The 13,809-nt window shown below is 71.8% G+C and carries 11 protein-coding genes; 3 read left to right on the plus strand and 8 right to left on the minus strand.

The window, feature by feature from the left end:
• Window positions 1-221: 221 nt before the first annotated feature.
• From JWR33_RS02365 to JWR33_RS02380, 4 genes are all read right to left on the minus strand, one after another.
• The gene (locus JWR33_RS02365) at window positions 222-2,645 is read right to left on the minus strand and encodes a hypothetical protein (protein WP_297409095.1); all 2,424 of its coding nucleotides are present in this window, start codon (window positions 2,643-2,645) and stop codon (window positions 222-224) included.
• 6 nt (window positions 2,646-2,651) lie between these two features.
• Window positions 2,652-3,392 carry a peptidoglycan-binding protein gene (locus JWR33_RS02370; RefSeq protein WP_297409097.1) on the minus strand — a complete coding sequence of 247 codons (741 nt, stop codon included), beginning with the start codon at window positions 3,390-3,392 and terminating at the stop codon, window positions 2,652-2,654.
• 127 nt (window positions 3,393-3,519) lie between these two features.
• On the minus strand, window positions 3,520-4,281 hold the full coding sequence (locus JWR33_RS02375; protein WP_297409099.1) for an SDR family NAD(P)-dependent oxidoreductase: 762 nt from the start codon (window positions 4,279-4,281) through the stop codon (window positions 3,520-3,522).
• Between the two features lie 57 nt (window positions 4,282-4,338).
• Window positions 4,339-6,822, minus strand: a complete 2,484-nt coding sequence (locus JWR33_RS02380; protein WP_297409101.1) for a DEAD/DEAH box helicase — start codon at window positions 6,820-6,822, stop codon at window positions 4,339-4,341.
• 62 nt (window positions 6,823-6,884) lie between these two features.
• On the opposite strand from JWR33_RS02380, the gene JWR33_RS02385 reads away from it, so the two are divergent.
• Together JWR33_RS02385 and JWR33_RS02390 are read left to right on the plus strand one after the other, a co-directional pair.
• Complete coding sequence (locus JWR33_RS02385) at window positions 6,885-7,826, plus strand: NADP-dependent oxidoreductase (protein WP_297409103.1); 942 nt, start codon at window positions 6,885-6,887, stop codon at window positions 7,824-7,826.
• A gap of 226 nt (window positions 7,827-8,052) precedes the next feature.
• On the plus strand, window positions 8,053-8,847 hold the full coding sequence (locus JWR33_RS02390; protein WP_297409105.1) for a nuclease-related domain-containing protein: 795 nt from the start codon (window positions 8,053-8,055) through the stop codon (window positions 8,845-8,847).
• Window positions 8,848-8,853: 6 nt separating this feature from the next.
• Here the strand turns inward: JWR33_RS02390 and JWR33_RS02395 are convergent, their stop codons facing one another.
• The 4 genes from JWR33_RS02395 to JWR33_RS02410 all read right to left on the minus strand — a co-directional run bounded on the left by JWR33_RS02395 (window position 8,854) and on the right by JWR33_RS02410 (window position 12,220).
• A complete protein-coding gene (locus JWR33_RS02395; RefSeq protein ID WP_297409107.1) occupies window positions 8,854-9,861 on the minus strand; it encodes a hypothetical protein in 1,008 nt (335 codons plus the stop codon).
• Between the two features lie 59 nt (window positions 9,862-9,920).
• On the minus strand, window positions 9,921-10,775 hold the full coding sequence (locus tag JWR33_RS02400; protein WP_297409109.1) for a DMT family transporter: 855 nt from the start codon (window positions 10,773-10,775) through the stop codon (window positions 9,921-9,923).
• A 154-nt stretch (window positions 10,776-10,929) separates the two neighbouring features.
• The gene (locus tag JWR33_RS02405) at window positions 10,930-11,820 is read right to left on the minus strand and encodes a carbon-nitrogen hydrolase family protein (RefSeq protein WP_297409111.1); all 891 of its coding nucleotides are present in this window, start codon (window positions 11,818-11,820) and stop codon (window positions 10,930-10,932) included.
• Window position 11,821: 1 nt separating this feature from the next.
• Window positions 11,822-12,220, minus strand: coding sequence for a ChaB family protein (locus tag JWR33_RS02410; protein WP_297409113.1), 399 nt, complete (start codon window positions 12,218-12,220; stop codon window positions 11,822-11,824).
• Between the two features lie 304 nt (window positions 12,221-12,524).
• Between JWR33_RS02410 and JWR33_RS02415 the strand changes: the two genes are divergently transcribed.
• A complete protein-coding gene (locus JWR33_RS02415) occupies window positions 12,525-13,775 on the plus strand; it encodes a D-arabinono-1,4-lactone oxidase (RefSeq protein ID WP_297409115.1) in 1,251 nt (416 codons plus the stop codon).
• Window positions 13,776-13,809 lie beyond the last annotated feature (34 nt).

Raw genomic sequence — 13,809 nt, forward strand, 5'->3', positions numbered from 1 at the left:
AGCCGGATCAGGTCGTGCGCTTCGAGTGAGGCGAGTCCTGCCCCTCGCGTCCCCGTTCAACCGTGTGCCCCCTGGGGGGCTGTGGCCGCCCCGAGCCGGGGACGCGCCGTCCGGACGCCGGTCACCGGAGTGATCCGCCGGCGGCGCGCAGACCACGCCTCGGGCGACGGGCGCCGCGGCCCGCCGGCGCCCCTCCCTGCGGGCACGCCGGGTCGCAGACCTCAGGGCGCGGAAGTCGCTGAGGGAGTCGGCGTCGGCGGTGCGACGGCGGACGGCGTCGGCGACGGCACGGGAGTGGCGGGCGGCGAGGCGGCCGGCGTCACCGGAACCGACGGCTCCGCGGGATCCGGACCGGCGGGCTGCGAGCCGTTCGGATCGGGTGTCCCTGCGGGATCCGGAGTGGCGCTGCCGGGCGCGGCGGGAGAAGGCCCCGGCGTCGAAGAGCCGGCGACGGACGGGACCGGGGTGGGCGTGGCCGCAGGGTCCACTGCGGGCACGGCTGCCGGGTCCGCTTGGATGACGGCTGCCATCCGGTCCCGGATGTCACTGAGCCGGGCCTGGATCTCGGACAGGGGCACGTCCCGGATGTTCCTGCCGAACTCCGCGAGCTCCTCGAACAGCCCGGCGAGGTCCGTCATGCTTCCCTCGCTCAGCGGACCCGTCACCGTGAGCACCAGCTGCTGGGCCAGCGCGAACGCGACGCAGTCCACGCAGTTGTAGTTGACGGCCTCGGCCAGGTTCTGCGGCACGACGACATCCGCCTGCCCCACGACGAGGACCACCTGGAAGCCGACGGCGACCGCCGCGCAGCCGGAGCAGCTCGCGAAGGCGTAAGCCTCGTTGGTCGTGTCGACCGTTCCGCCGTCGGCCCAGACCAGGGCGAAGGCGACGTCGTAGACGACCGACCCGTCGGTGGTGTTGACCGCGAGCGCCTGGCTGCCATCGCCATCCGGAGCGTTCGGCCGGTCGAAGGGGAAGACCCAGGCCGGAGGGTCGGTCCCCGAGCCGGTGTCTTCGCCGGCGGCCGGGCTGGGCCTGCCGACCGGCGCCGGAGCGGCGCCAGGGTTCCGGGGAACGAGCAGCAGCGACAGGGCCGGGCTGTCGGCGGTCGGCAGAGCGGCGTCGGCGGGCCAGAGCACCACGGTGTCGTCCTGGGCGCCCGCCCGCAGCTGCCCAGCCATGGGGGCGACGGCGCGGACGGCGTCGAGCACGGTGCCGGACTCGTAGGCCTGAACGGGCCGATAGGCCTGGCCGTCCGGCCACCAGACGAACGCGAGTGCCGCGAGGACCGCGACAGCCGCTCCCCCGGCAAGCCCCCGTCGCACCGGCCGGTCGCGGGTCGACTGCCAGGCGCTCGTGACCGTCTGGCGCAGCACCCGGAGCAGGATGTAGACGAGCCCCGCGACGGGGATGGCGATGGCGACGATGCCCAAGGCCCGCGCCGCGACCCCGCCGACGTCCCCGGTGCTCCACGCCGTGCTCAGGTGCTGCTGCTGCTCCACGATGCTCGCCCATGCGGTGCCCAGCACGCGGGGGAAGGCGAGGACCATCAGCAGAAGCGAACCCAGCAGCATCGGCACGACGAGCAGGACCCAGAGAGAGATCACCGCGCGCGCGCCGGGCTTGAGGACCTTCGACTCCTGGTCGCCCCAGTGCCAGGGCAGCAGGCCCCGCAGAGTCGGCCGGATGCGCTGGAAGAGGTCGGGGACGCCGGTGGCGTCGGCCAGCAGGTGGTAGCCGTCGAAGCGCACGATGGGAGTCAGCTGGCGCAGCATCTGCAGGATCTGCGTGGCGACGATCAGGAGGAGTGCGTCGTACCGGGTGGCGAGCCAGAGCAGGACGATGACGACCGAGACGATGGCGTTGAAGTAGAGGCCGCCCGCGTCGGTGCGGAGGCGGCCGACGCGTCCCAAGCGGTAGGAGTCGGTCACGTCCGTGTAGAAGGCCGGCCAGACGAGGTAGAGGCCGGCGCCCATGGTCCCGGGCGCCGCTCCCCCTCGGGTGGAGGCGGCGGCATGGCCGAACTCGTGGAATCCTGCCGACAGGAGGGTGACGAGGAACACCAGCAGGAGCAGGCCGGGCTTCTCGAACGCCTGATGGGTTGCGGAGCCGAGGCCCTTGTCGAAGAGCAGCCACCAGCAGATCGCGAGGAACGCGAGCAGCACCGGCACTGCGACGAACGGCGTGAAGAGTCGGGCGAAGGGCGCGGTGAGGCGGCGGGTGCGCTCGGGGTCGGTGACCGCGATGCGGAACCGCATCCGCAGCAGGGGGTTGGCGCGCTTCACCTCCGGTTCGGTGCCGTCCGGGCGCTGCAGCAGGCCGAGCGGGAGCAGCTGGGCGGCGATCAGCTTCTCGATGTCCGCGCCCGTCACGGATCGGGAGGTCGCGCTGCTGACGGTCCCGGCGATCTCGTCGGTCGTGCGGACGCCGTCGATCGCCTCCATCACCTGGTAGAGCAGCGGCGTCAGCTGAAGGGTCTGGCCATCGCCGCGGCGTACCAGGGACGGGGGTTCCCGATACCCGGAGCCCGCGAGCTCGCCGAGCAGCTGCACGCCCGCGGCGTGCGTCGGCACGCTGCGTCCGGGCGGCGCTGCCTGAGCCGGTGGGCCGTCCGCACCCGGCGGCCCACCGGCCTCGATGGACATCGGCGACTACTGCTGCAGATCTGACGTCTGGTCGGCGTTCGCCGTGGCCGATCCGTCGATCTGCTGATTGATGATGGCGTCCTGCTGCGCGATCGCGACGGCATCGCTGTCCACCGAGCCGATGTTGGCGGCGACGGCGGCATCGATGGGCGCGGCGACGTTCGCGTTGGCGGCGACGGCGCCGTTGATGGGTGCGGCCAGGTCGGCGTCGGCGGCGAGGTTGACGTCCACGTTGAGCAGGTCGCCGTCCAGGGCCGACGCGGCGTCGCCCACGGCGCTCGTGCCGGCATCGGGCAGGGAACCGCCGGGCAGTGCCGCGCCCGCGTCGGGAAGCGCACCGTCGACGGGGATCCCCTGGGCGTCCGCCGCCGCGGCGTCCGGTGCCGCGGTCGGGTCCGCCGCGGTGGCATCGGGCGCGGCGCTCCCGTCCTGGGTGATCACGCTGTCCTGGCCGCTGGTCGCGGTGGCGTCAGCGGCGATGCCCTGGTCGATGAGGGTGCCCTGGTCGGCCAGGGCTTGGGCGCTGGAGCCCGAGGAGAGGATGTTGGCCCCGACGGCCGCATCGATGGGGGCGGCGACGTTCGCGTTCGCGGCGACCGCGAGGTCGATGGGGGCGGCCACATCGAGGTTCAGATCAAGGTCGGCGTTGAGATCGAGGATCGAGGCGACTTCCTTGTCGGGCAGCGCAATGACGGTCTGCGCCTCCAACTCGTCGTGGGTCAGCGGCGGAAATTCCTCTGCGGTCATGACAATCTCCCTAGTCAGGAGCCGGTTATGCTCGGTTCCGTCCTACCGCGAGCAGGGCGCCGGGTGCAACCGCTTCCTGTGAGGTTGCCGCACGACTGAAGAAGCGCTAGTGGAGACCTGAAGACCGCTAATTCGGCGGCTGGCCGTTCGAGGCCGTCACTCCCCCGTCGACCGGGAGGATCACGCCGGTGAGGAAGCGTGCGTCGTCGCTGGCGAGGAAGAGGATCGCGTCGGCGACCTCCTCCGGCTCGCCGAAGCGGCCGAGCGGGATCCGCTCCTGGAAGGCGGCGAGGATCTGGGGGTCGCCGATCATGTCCTCGGTCATCGCCGACCGGATCAGGGTCGGCGCCACCGCGTTGACCCTCACGCCGTCCTTGCCCGAGTCGAGGGCCATCGCCCGGGTCAGGTTGCTCACCGCACCCTTCGCCGCGTTGTAGGCCGCCTGGCGCCAGTCGGCCGCGAGCCCCGAGACGCTGGACATGTTGACGATGTTGCCCTTCGACCTCACGAGGTGGGGCAGCGCGGCCCGGCAGCCGAAGAAGACCCCGTCGACGTCGACGCTCATGATCTTGCGCCAGTCCTCGGTGCTCGTCCCCGGCACGTCCGCCATCACGACGACGCCTGCGTTGTTCACCAGCACGTCGAGCGAGCCGAAGGAGTCGGCGGTCTCGTCGATGAGGTCGGTGATCTGCTGCTCGTTCGACACGTCGGCGACCCTGACCGTCGCCGTGCCCGCCGGCAGGTCGGCGGCGACCGAATTCAGTCCCTCCTCGTTCTGGTCGACCAGGACGACGTGGGCGCCCTCCCGGCCGAACGCTCGAGCCGTGGCTGCACCGATGCCCGAGCCCGCGCCTGTCACGATCACGACCTTGCCCTCGAACCGCGCCATGGATTCCGCCCCTCGTGTCTGTCCGGTCTTCAGCCTGGCATGCCCGAGTGCGATCAGTCAGAGGCGGTCGAGGCCCAGGATGCGGACCACCGCGATGCCCTCCTCCTCGGAGGCGACCAGATCCACTTCGGCGCGGAGGCCCCAGTCGTGGTCGCCCGACGGATCGTCGAGGATCTGCCGCACCTTCCAGACCCCTGGCTCCTCGGTGACCAGGAGCATCGTCGAGCTGCGGGCGGCCGGCCCTGTGCCGATCGTGTCGTGCTCCCCGTAGTACGCGTCGAGCGCGGCCGCCCAGGCGTCGCCGTCCATTCCGGACTCCGCGTCGAGCGCGCCGAGGTCGTCGGGCCGGTCCAGGGCCGCCAGCTGCACGCGGCGGAACAGCTCGTTGCGCACCAGAACCAGGAAGGCGCGACGGTTGGTGAGCACGCTCGGCGGGGCCGGCGGCACCACGGGGGCCTCCGGATCGAGGGCGGGGTTGACCAGCTGCTCCCACTCGTCCACCAGGCTGGAGTCGACCTGCCGCACCAGCTCGCCGAGCCACTCGATCAGGTCGAGGAGCTCCTCCCCCTTCGACTCCTCGGGCACGGTCTGCCGGATGGCCCGGTAGGCGTCGCTGAGGTAGCGGAGCACCAGGCCCTCGCTGCGGCCCAGCGCATAGAAGGACACGTACTCGCCGAACGTCATGGCCCGCTCGAACATGTCGCGCACCACCGACTTGGGGCGCAGCTCGAAGTCGCGCACCCACGGCTGGCTGGACGCGAACGTCTCGAACGACTGCTCGAGCAGGTCGGCGAGGGGGCGCGGGTAGCTGATGCCCTCGAGCAGCTCCATCCTCTGGTCGTACTCGATGCCCTCCGCCTTCATGGCGGCGACCGCCTCGCCGCGCGCCTTGAACTCCTGCTGGGAGAGCACCGGCCGCGGGTTGTCCAGGGTGGACTCGATCACACTGATCACGTCGAGGGCGTGGGTGGGGGAATCGGGATCGAGCAGCTCGAACGCCGCGAGGGCGAACGGCGAGAGCGGCTGGTTGAGGGCGAAGTTGGGCGGCAGGTCGACCATCAGCCGGATCTGCCCGCCGACCACCTCGACGACCTCCGCGGCGACGAGGGTCCGGTAGATCCCGATGGCCCGCCGGGCCAGCTCGAACTGCCGGGCTCGGGGCTCGTGGTTGTCGAACACCAGGCTGCGCACGTTGTGCAGCACGTCTCCCCCGCGGGCGATCACGTTGATGAGCATCGCGGCGGTCAGCTGCATGCTGCTCGCCAGCGGCTCGGGCTCCGCATCGACCAGCTTGCGGAAGCTCGGCTCGCCCCAGGAGACGAAGCCCTCCGGCGCCTTCTTCCGGATGATCTTGCGGCGCTTCTTCACGTCGTCGCCGGCCTTGGCGATCGACTTCGCGTTCTCGATCTCGTGCTCCGGCGCCTCCACGATCACCGTGCCGGCGGTGTCGTAGCCCGCGCGTCCGGCTCGACCGGCGATCTGGTGGAACTCGCGGGCCGTCAGCTGCCGGGTCCGGGTGCCGTCGTACTTGGTGAGGGCGGTGAGCAGCACGGTGCGGATCGGCACGTTGATGCCGACGCCGAGGGTGTCCGTGCCGCAGATGATCTTGAGCAGGCCGCGCTGCGCCAGCTGCTCCACCAGCCGGCGGTACTTGGGCAGCATGCCCGCGTGGTGCACGCCGATGCCGCTCCGCACGAGGCGGCTGAGGGTGCGGCCGAAGCCGGTGGTGAACCGGAAGCCGCCGATCTCGTCGGCGATCCGGTCGCGGGCGTCCCGGTCGATGACCCGGATGCTGCTGAGCGCCTGCGCTCGCTCCATGGCGGCCGCCTGGGAGAAGTGGACGATGTAGACCGGCGCCTGTCCGCTGTGCAGCAGCTCCTCCACCGTCTCCTGCACCTGCGTGCCCGCGTAGTAGAAGTGCAGCGGAACGGGCCGCTCCACACTCGTCACCCGCGCGGTGGGGCGGCCGGTCCGCCTGCTCAGGTCTTCGGCGATCGCGGAGACGTCGCCGAGGGTGGCCGACATCAGCACGAACTGCACGCGCGGCAGGGTGAGCAGCGGCACCTGCCATGCCCACCCGCGGTCCGGGTCGGAGTAGAAGTGGAACTCGTCCATCACGACCTGATCGACCGGGGCATCGGCGCCGCGGCGGAGCGCGAGGTTGGCGAGGATCTCGGCGGTGCAGCAGAGGATCGGCGCGTCCGGGTTCACCGAGGAGTCGCCGGTCACCATTCCCACGTTCGCCGCGCCGAAGATGTCGACGAGGGCGAAGAACTTCTCGCTGACCAGCGCTTTGATCGGCGCGGTGTAGTAGCTGCGCTTGCCCTGCGCCACGGCGGTCGCGTGCGCAGCGACCGCGACGAGGGACTTGCCGCTGCCGGTGGGCGTGGCCAGGATCACATGCGAGCCCGTGACGATCTCGAGCAGCGCCTCGTCCTGCGCCGGGTACAGCTGCAGTCCCTGCTCCGCGGCCCAGTCGGCGAAGGCAGCGTAGGCGGCATCCGGATCGTCGGTGGTCGGCATCCGGTCGAGGAGGGGCATCGAGGAACCAGTCTTCCCTACTGGGGCTTCCTCCTCTCCGGGAAGCGGTGTTGGCTTGCCCCATGGCACAGGCATGGCAGGCGACGGCATTCGGCGGACCCGAGGTTCTCGAGCTCACGGAGATCGAGGTTCCCGAGCCGCAGCGCGGCGAGGTCACCATCGACGTGCGGGCGGTGGGGCTCAACCCCACCGACTTCAAGGCGTTCAGCGGCCGCAACAACTCCGATCCGAGCACCCTGCCGATCCGGATCGGCCATGAGGTGGCCGGGGTGATCTCGGCCATCGGGCCCGGCACCGAGCTCGCGAGCGGCGGCGGCGCGGTCGGCGACGAGGTGCTCGCCTACCGGGTGAAGGGCGCCTGCGCGACATCGATCACGGTGCCCGCGAGGGACGTCTTCGCCAAGCCCGCCGCCCTCCAGTTCCCCGAGGCGGCCAACCTGCTGCTCGCCGGTGCCACGGCCTCCGAGATGCTGCACGTCACCGCAGTCGCCGCGGGCGAGACGATCGTCGTGCATGGCGCCTCGGGAGCGGTCGGCGTGAGCGTGCTTCAGCAGGCGCGCCGGCTCGGCGCCCGGGTGATCGGCACGGCGAGCGAGCGGAACTTCGACGTGATCCGCCGCTTCGGGGCCGAGCCGGTCGCCTACGGTGCCGGGCTCGAGTCCCGCCTGACTCGGCTCGCCCCGGAAGGATTGGACGCGTCCCTCGACACGGTCGGCACCGACGAGGCGGTCGACGTCTCGCTGTCGCTGCTGGCGGACCGCTCGCGGATCGTCACCATCGCCGCCTTCGGCCGCGCGCAGCGTGACGGCATCCGGCTGATCGGCGGCATGATGCCGGAGAGCGCCAGGTACCGGGACGAGGTGCGAGCCGAGCTCGTCCGGCTGGCGGAAGCGGGCGAGCTGGTGGTGCCGATGGCACGGACGTTCCCGTTCGACGAGGCTCCCGCCGCGCTCCAGCTGCTCAAGTCGGAGCATCCGGGCGGCAAGATCGCCCTGGTCCGGTAGGGGCACGGGCCGGACTGCGCTCCTGTCGACGGGGCCGTCGACGGGATGCGAATCGACGATCGGGCCGGGCACCCCACCGATCAGGTCGACGAGCTGTCCGTCGGGGTCCGAGGCTCAGCCGGGCGGCGCGCAATAGCCGCCGCCCGTTCTGGGGCCGCCCCTTCTGGGAGTGTCGTCCCTGGTGGCGATGGGAATAGCGTCGGCGCACCAAGCGAAAGACGGACCGATGACCCTCACTTCCTCTGCGACGAGCACCGGCCTGGCCGGGCAGCTCCTCATCGACGAAGTCCTGCGCCGGCTCGAACGCCAGCCCGAGCGCACCCTCCTCGATCGCGTGCTGGGCCACTCGCCCATAGCGGAGCGGGATCTGCCCTGGTATCTCGGAGCCAAGGGCGAACGGGTGGTCGGCGCCGTCCTCAGTCGGCTCCCCCAGGGGTGGGCCGTTCTGCACTCGCTGCCGATCGGCCACGCGGCCGATATCGACCACATCGTGATCGGGCCGGGCGGCGTCTTCGTGGTCAGCACCAAGCATCACCCGGGCAAGAAGGTGTGGGTGGCCGGTCACGGCTTCCTCGTCTCCGGCCGCCGACTTCCCTACATGGGCAAGGCGGGCCGCGAGGCGGACCGCGTGACGGAGACCCTCGCCTCGGCCGGAGCGTTCGGCATCCCCGTGGAGCCGATCATCGTGCTCGTCGGCGTCGCGTCGCTCACCGTCCGGAGCCAGCCCGACGTTCCCGTGCTCGAGGCCCGGCGTCTGCTCTCCTGGCTCGCCTCGCAGCCGCAGCGGCTCGAGGCGGAGGCCGTGCAGGAGCTCGTCCGCCGGCTCTCCCGAGCCGACCTGTGGGCGGACACCCGTCCGCACGTCGCTCACGCCGGTGTCCGCTTCGGGCAGCTGGATGCGCAGGTGCGCGCCGCTTCCGTGGTCCGCCGGCTCTGGACCGTCGGAATCGTCGGTGCGGCGGTCTGGTGCGGCATGATCGCCGTGCCCTCCGCGATGGCCGCGCTGACGCTGACGCAGTAGCCGCTTCTACACGGCGGTCGGCACGCGGTTCTCGACCGGCGGCCGTGCTGCCGCCGCTCGCCGTCGCGACAGCAGGGCCGTGCCGAGGAGCGCCGCGATCGAGACGCCGCAGGCGAGCCCGATGGCGCTGCCTGCCAGGAGCACCGCTCCGGCCGGCGAGACGATCGACTGGCCGGACAGGGCCTGCCAGGTCACGACCGCGACCGTGGCCGCGTAGGTGACGGTCAGCACCGCAACGAGGCGGAGCCGCAGCGCCGGGTCGGACAGCAGCGGGATCCGCCGGGCGAGCACCTCGAGCAGGATCGCCGCGATCGGCAGCAGCTGCAGCGCGTGCATGCCCACGAAGTGCGGAATCCGCAGATCGCCGGCGACGGTGCTCCAGCCGAGGATCGGCAGCCCCGGTCCGCCGTCGGCGAGGCCGACGGTGTGCGCTCCCGCGATCCCGCCGAAGTCGGCGAGCTGCGCGGCGGTGGGAGAGGTCATCAGGAAGGCCAGCGCCATGCCGATCGCGCCGATAACCGCGCCGGCCCGGATCGCGAGGGCGCGGGCGGGGTCGCCGAGGCGGTTGCGGAAGAGCAGCACCGCGACGAGGAGTGCCATCAGCCACACCACCGCGATGGTGCCGCCCATCACGGCGAAGACGGTCGTGGAGAGCGCGCTGGACACGTTGAAGTGGCTTGTGGTGCCCGCCGCCGCCGCCCAGACGATGAGGAGCAGCTCGATCGCCAGCCCGACGGTCACGATGGTGCCTGCGACGCTCGCGGTCCGGCGGAACCTGGTGAGCAGCCCGATCAGGACGGACAGCGAGACCGCGTAGACGCCCGTGGACAGGGCGAACTTGAGCGGCTTCGCCCACACGTCGAGTCCGGTCACCTGACGCGGGTCGACCAGGAGGGCGACCGCACAGAAGACCGTCAGCGCCGCCATCGCGACGGCGAGGGCCAGCAGCGGGCGGTGCCAGCGCACCTGGCGCAGGTCCAGGAGCGGAGCGGCGGCGGGCAGCGGGGAGATCATGGTCAGAAGGTATCGGCGGCCCCATTCCCCGGGCATCAACCGACCGGCTGAGTTGCGGGTCACCCGGAGGCGAGGAGCACGGACCCGGCCAGGGCGAGCACGATGCCCGCGCCCTGCACCCAGCTGAGGCGCTCGCGCAGCACGAGGAACGCCAGGAGCACGGTGCCGAGCGGATAGAGCGAGCTGAGCACCCCCATCACCGCCAGGTCGCCGAGATGCAGCCCGATCACGAGCAGGATGTTGCCGACGGCCAACGCCACTCCGGTGAGCAGCGACTGGTTGAGCGCCCGACCGTCGCGGAGCCCGGCCAGCTCGGCGGAGCCGCGACGGAGGCGCCCGCCGAGGAGCAGCAGGCCGAACAGCGCGGTCGCGACGAGGAGGTCGACCGCGAGGGGCGCGAGGCCCGACTCGGGGGGCGTCGCATGGATGGCGATGATGTAGCCGGCGTAGCCGACGCCGGCGACCACAGCCAGCAGGGCCGCCCGCCCCGATACCCGCAGCGCGTCGCCCTGGCGGCGCACTCCGAGCAGCACCGCCGCCCCGATCACCGCGGCCAGGGCGATCCAGCCGAGCGTCGAGAATCGCTCACCGAGGGAGATTCCGACGATGGCCGGCAGCAGCGCGTAGATCGCGGCGACCCCGGGAGAGAGGATGCTCATCGGGCCCAGGGCCAGGCTGGCGTAGAACGCCCACGTGCCGATCGCACCGAGTACGCCACCGAGGGCGCCGAGCAGGACCGCAGCCATCGACCAGACGGGCCGCTCGACCAGCACGACGAGGACCACGAGGACCATGGCGACCCCCGTGCTGAGGAAGCTGACGAGCAGCGACGAGATCCGGCGCGATGCCAGGCCGCCGAGGAAGTCCGATGCGCCGTAGATGATCGCGCTCGTCAGACCGAGGAAGGCGACCACTGCCCCATCCTGGCGGAGAAGCGGCTCGCGGCGCGCGTGACGCATCGCTCCCGCCCTCGCCGGTCACCTCCCGGGAAGCGTGCCGACGTGCCAGCAGCTGGCGCTTCCGGGGCCCGGGCACGTCAGCTGTGGCACCTGCGTCCCTCTCCGCGCGTCAGCGCCCGTCCGCCGTCGCTCGCGAGTGGGGCATCCACCGCTGCGGGGAGATGCGCCCGTCGTAGAGCGGCAGCTCGAGCACCTTGTCGTCAGGCAGGAACTGCGCCCACATCCGGTTGGTCCCGGCGGTTCCTGCAGCCCGCACGCGGGTCACCTCGTCGAGGTCGAGGGTGTGCACGAGGACAGCCGGCTCCGCCCCCGCGGACTCCTCGAGCACGACGCCCTCCGGATCCACCAGGAGGCTGCGTCCCTCGCCGATGGGTCCGGCGCAGTTGACGCTGACCGTGAAGGTCTGGTTGACGATCGAGTTGGCCTGGGCGAGGATCACCTCCTGCGCGCGGTCCGGGGTGGTGGTCTTGACCACGTTGAGCACCACCTCGGCGCCCATCCAGGCCAGGTGGCGGGTGACCTCGGGGAACCAGGCGTCGTAGCAGATGGAGAGGCCCACCCGGCCGACGCCCGTCATGTCGAACACCACGAAGCGGTCCCCGGGCGTGGCGGGCTCGAACGGCCGCCAGGGGAAGATCTTGCGATAGCTCGCCACGAGTTCGCCCTGCGGGGAGAAGGCCAGGGCGGTGTTGAAGAGCTCGTCGCCGGGGCCCCGCTCCCAGATGCTGCCCGGGACGAGCCAGACCCCGGCCGCCTCCGCGACGCGTCCGAGGTCTCTCACCAGCTCCCCGTCGAGCGGGACCGCCGCCTCGAGCAGCTCGTCCCTGCCGTCCGCGCGCTCCTCCTCGGACCCGAACAGGTGCAGCTCGGGGTAGACGACGCAGTCGACCTCCTGCTCCGCGTCGAGGACCCGGCGCAGGTCGTCCGCGAAGGAGGCGAGCGCCGTGCCGCTCGGCACCGGCGGCGCCTGCACGGCCGCGATCCGCACGCTGCGGGGCATCTCAGTCGCGCGCCCTGCGCGTCTCGCGCGCGTTGGCCTTCTGGATGGCGTCCACCAGCTGGTCCTTGGTCATGGAGGAGCGCCCGCCGATATCGAGCCGCTTGGCCACGTCCATCAGATGCGCCTTCGACGCGTTCGCATCCACGCCGCCGTGCGTCTGGCCAGGAGAGCTGCGGCCGCCTTCGGCCTTCGCGTCGGAGGGGCCCTTCTCGTCCTTCTCCTCCCAGTGGTCGCCGACCTTCTCGAAGGAATGCTTGAGGGACGCGAACGCGGTGCGATGTGCGCGCTCGCCGTCGCCGTATTCGCCGATCGCCGACTCCAGGGTCTCGCGATAGATGTCCTGCGCGTGCTTCGGCGACCGCTCGATCGTCGACGGCAGGTCGGGCTCCTTGTCGGGCATGTCGGGTCTCCTCGTTCAGTCCTGGACCGGATCGGTGATTCCACCGGTCGGGTCGGCGTCTTCCACGATGTGCCGCCCGCCAAGGCGCTCGGTGAGACCCCGGCCGGCCTCGATCGCCTCGTCCCTGCACAGCACAGTGAACTCCCGCGGAGGGCGTCCGGGAACCCCTTGCGCGGTCGGCGGTCTCGGTGCATCCGCCCATGTCTGCCCGGACGGGCGCGATCCGCCGGTTTGGCTGGGGTCCAAACCGTAGGACGATGGTCGAGCCCGGTGACGTCGCGGGGCGACCGGAGCGAGGAGCGGCATGAGCGCGGGAACGAACTGGGCGGGCAACTACGCCTTTCGGGCGGCACGGGTGCTCCGTCCCCGCACCGTGGACGAGGTCCAGGAGCTGGTGGGCGGCGCGGATCGGCTCCGCGCCCTCGGCACCCGCCACTGCTTCAACGATCTCGCGGACTCCGCAGGCGACCTGCTCAGCGTGGAGGAGCTGCCCGTCGAGGTCTCCGTCGATGCCGCACGGGGTGTCGCGATGGTCAGCGCCGGCACTCCGTACGGGATCCTCGGCACGGAGCTGCAGCGGCAGGGCTACGCGCTCCCGAATCTGGCGTCGCTTCCCCACATCTCGGTGGCCGGCGCGATCGCCACAGGAACCCACGGGTCCGGCGTCCGGAACCGGAGCCTCGCGGCCGCCGTCACCGCGCTCGAGCTGGTGGACGGGACGGGAGCGCTCCGGCGGTTCTCCGCCGAGGACCGGGATTTCCCCGGCACAGTCGTGTCCCTCGGCGCGCTGGGCATCGTCACGCGGGTGGAGCTGGCGGTCGAGCCGACGTTCGAGGTGGCTCAGCACGTGTTCGAGGCGATGCCGCTCGCCGTCGCGCTCGAGCACTTCGACGAGGTGATGGGCGCGGCGTACAGCGTCAGCATGTTCACCACCTGGGCGCGCCCGGAGATCGAGCAGATCTGGGTGAAGCGGCGCACCGATCAGCCCGCACCGCCGCCCGACCTGTTCGGCGCGCTGCCGGCAGAGGTCGACCGCCACCCGATCAAGAGCATGCCCGCGCTCAACAGCACTCCGCAGCTCGGGCGTCCCGGCCCGTGGCTGGACCGGCTCCCCCACTTCCGGCTCGAGTTCACGCCGAGTGCCGGGGACGAGCTGCAGACCGAGTACCTGCTCCCCCGACGGCATGCCGCGGACGCCCTCACCGCGGTGGCCGGACTCGCCGACCGGCTGGCCCCCCTCCTGCAGGTGTCCGAGGTCCGCACCATCGCGGCCGACGATCTGTGGCTGAGCATGTCGTCCGGGGCGGACGCGGTGGCGCTGCACTTCACCTGGGTGCCGGATGGCGCCGCCGTGCGCGAGGTTCTGCCCGCCCTCGAGGCCGCACTCGCCCCCTTCGACGCGCGCCCGCACTGGGGCAAGGTCTTCACGACGAGCGCCGACCGCCTGCGGGAGCTCTACCCCCGGTTGCCCGACTTCGTCGCTCTGGTCGAGCGGCTGGATCCCCGCGGCGTGTTCCGGAACGAGTATCTGGAGCGCACGATCCTCGCCGGGTAGAGTCCTGCCGAGCCGAGCGAGCCGCTCGGACGAA

It is taken from the genome of Naasia sp., assembly GCF_025465545.1.
GTDB lineage: Bacteria > Actinomycetota > Actinomycetes > Actinomycetales > Microbacteriaceae > Naasia.

Excerpts from the sequence above, each read along its gene's own strand:
- JWR33_RS02365 (WP_297409095.1), bottom strand. The coding sequence starts at position 2,645 with ATGTCCATCGAGGCCGGTGGGCCGCCGGGTGCGGACGGCCCACCGGCT.
- JWR33_RS02370 (WP_297409097.1), bottom strand. The coding sequence starts at position 3,392 with ATGACCGCAGAGGAATTTCCGCCGCTGACCCACGACGAGTTGGAGGCG.
- JWR33_RS02375 (WP_297409099.1), bottom strand. The coding sequence starts at position 4,281 with ATGGCGCGGTTCGAGGGCAAGGTCGTGATCGTGACAGGCGCGGGCTCG.
- JWR33_RS02380 (WP_297409101.1), bottom strand. The coding sequence starts at position 6,822 with ATGCCCCTCCTCGACCGGATGCCGACCACCGACGATCCGGATGCCGCC.
- JWR33_RS02385 (WP_297409103.1), top strand. The coding sequence starts at position 6,885 with ATGGCACAGGCATGGCAGGCGACGGCATTCGGCGGACCCGAGGTTCTC.
- JWR33_RS02390 (WP_297409105.1), top strand. The coding sequence starts at position 8,053 with ATGACCCTCACTTCCTCTGCGACGAGCACCGGCCTGGCCGGGCAGCTC.
- JWR33_RS02395 (WP_297409107.1), bottom strand. The coding sequence starts at position 9,861 with ATGATCTCCCCGCTGCCCGCCGCCGCTCCGCTCCTGGACCTGCGCCAG.
- JWR33_RS02405 (WP_297409111.1), bottom strand. The coding sequence starts at position 11,820 with ATGCCCCGCAGCGTGCGGATCGCGGCCGTGCAGGCGCCGCCGGTGCCG.
- JWR33_RS02410 (WP_297409113.1), bottom strand. The coding sequence starts at position 12,220 with ATGCCCGACAAGGAGCCCGACCTGCCGTCGACGATCGAGCGGTCGCCG.
- JWR33_RS02415 (WP_297409115.1), top strand. The coding sequence starts at position 12,525 with ATGAGCGCGGGAACGAACTGGGCGGGCAACTACGCCTTTCGGGCGGCA.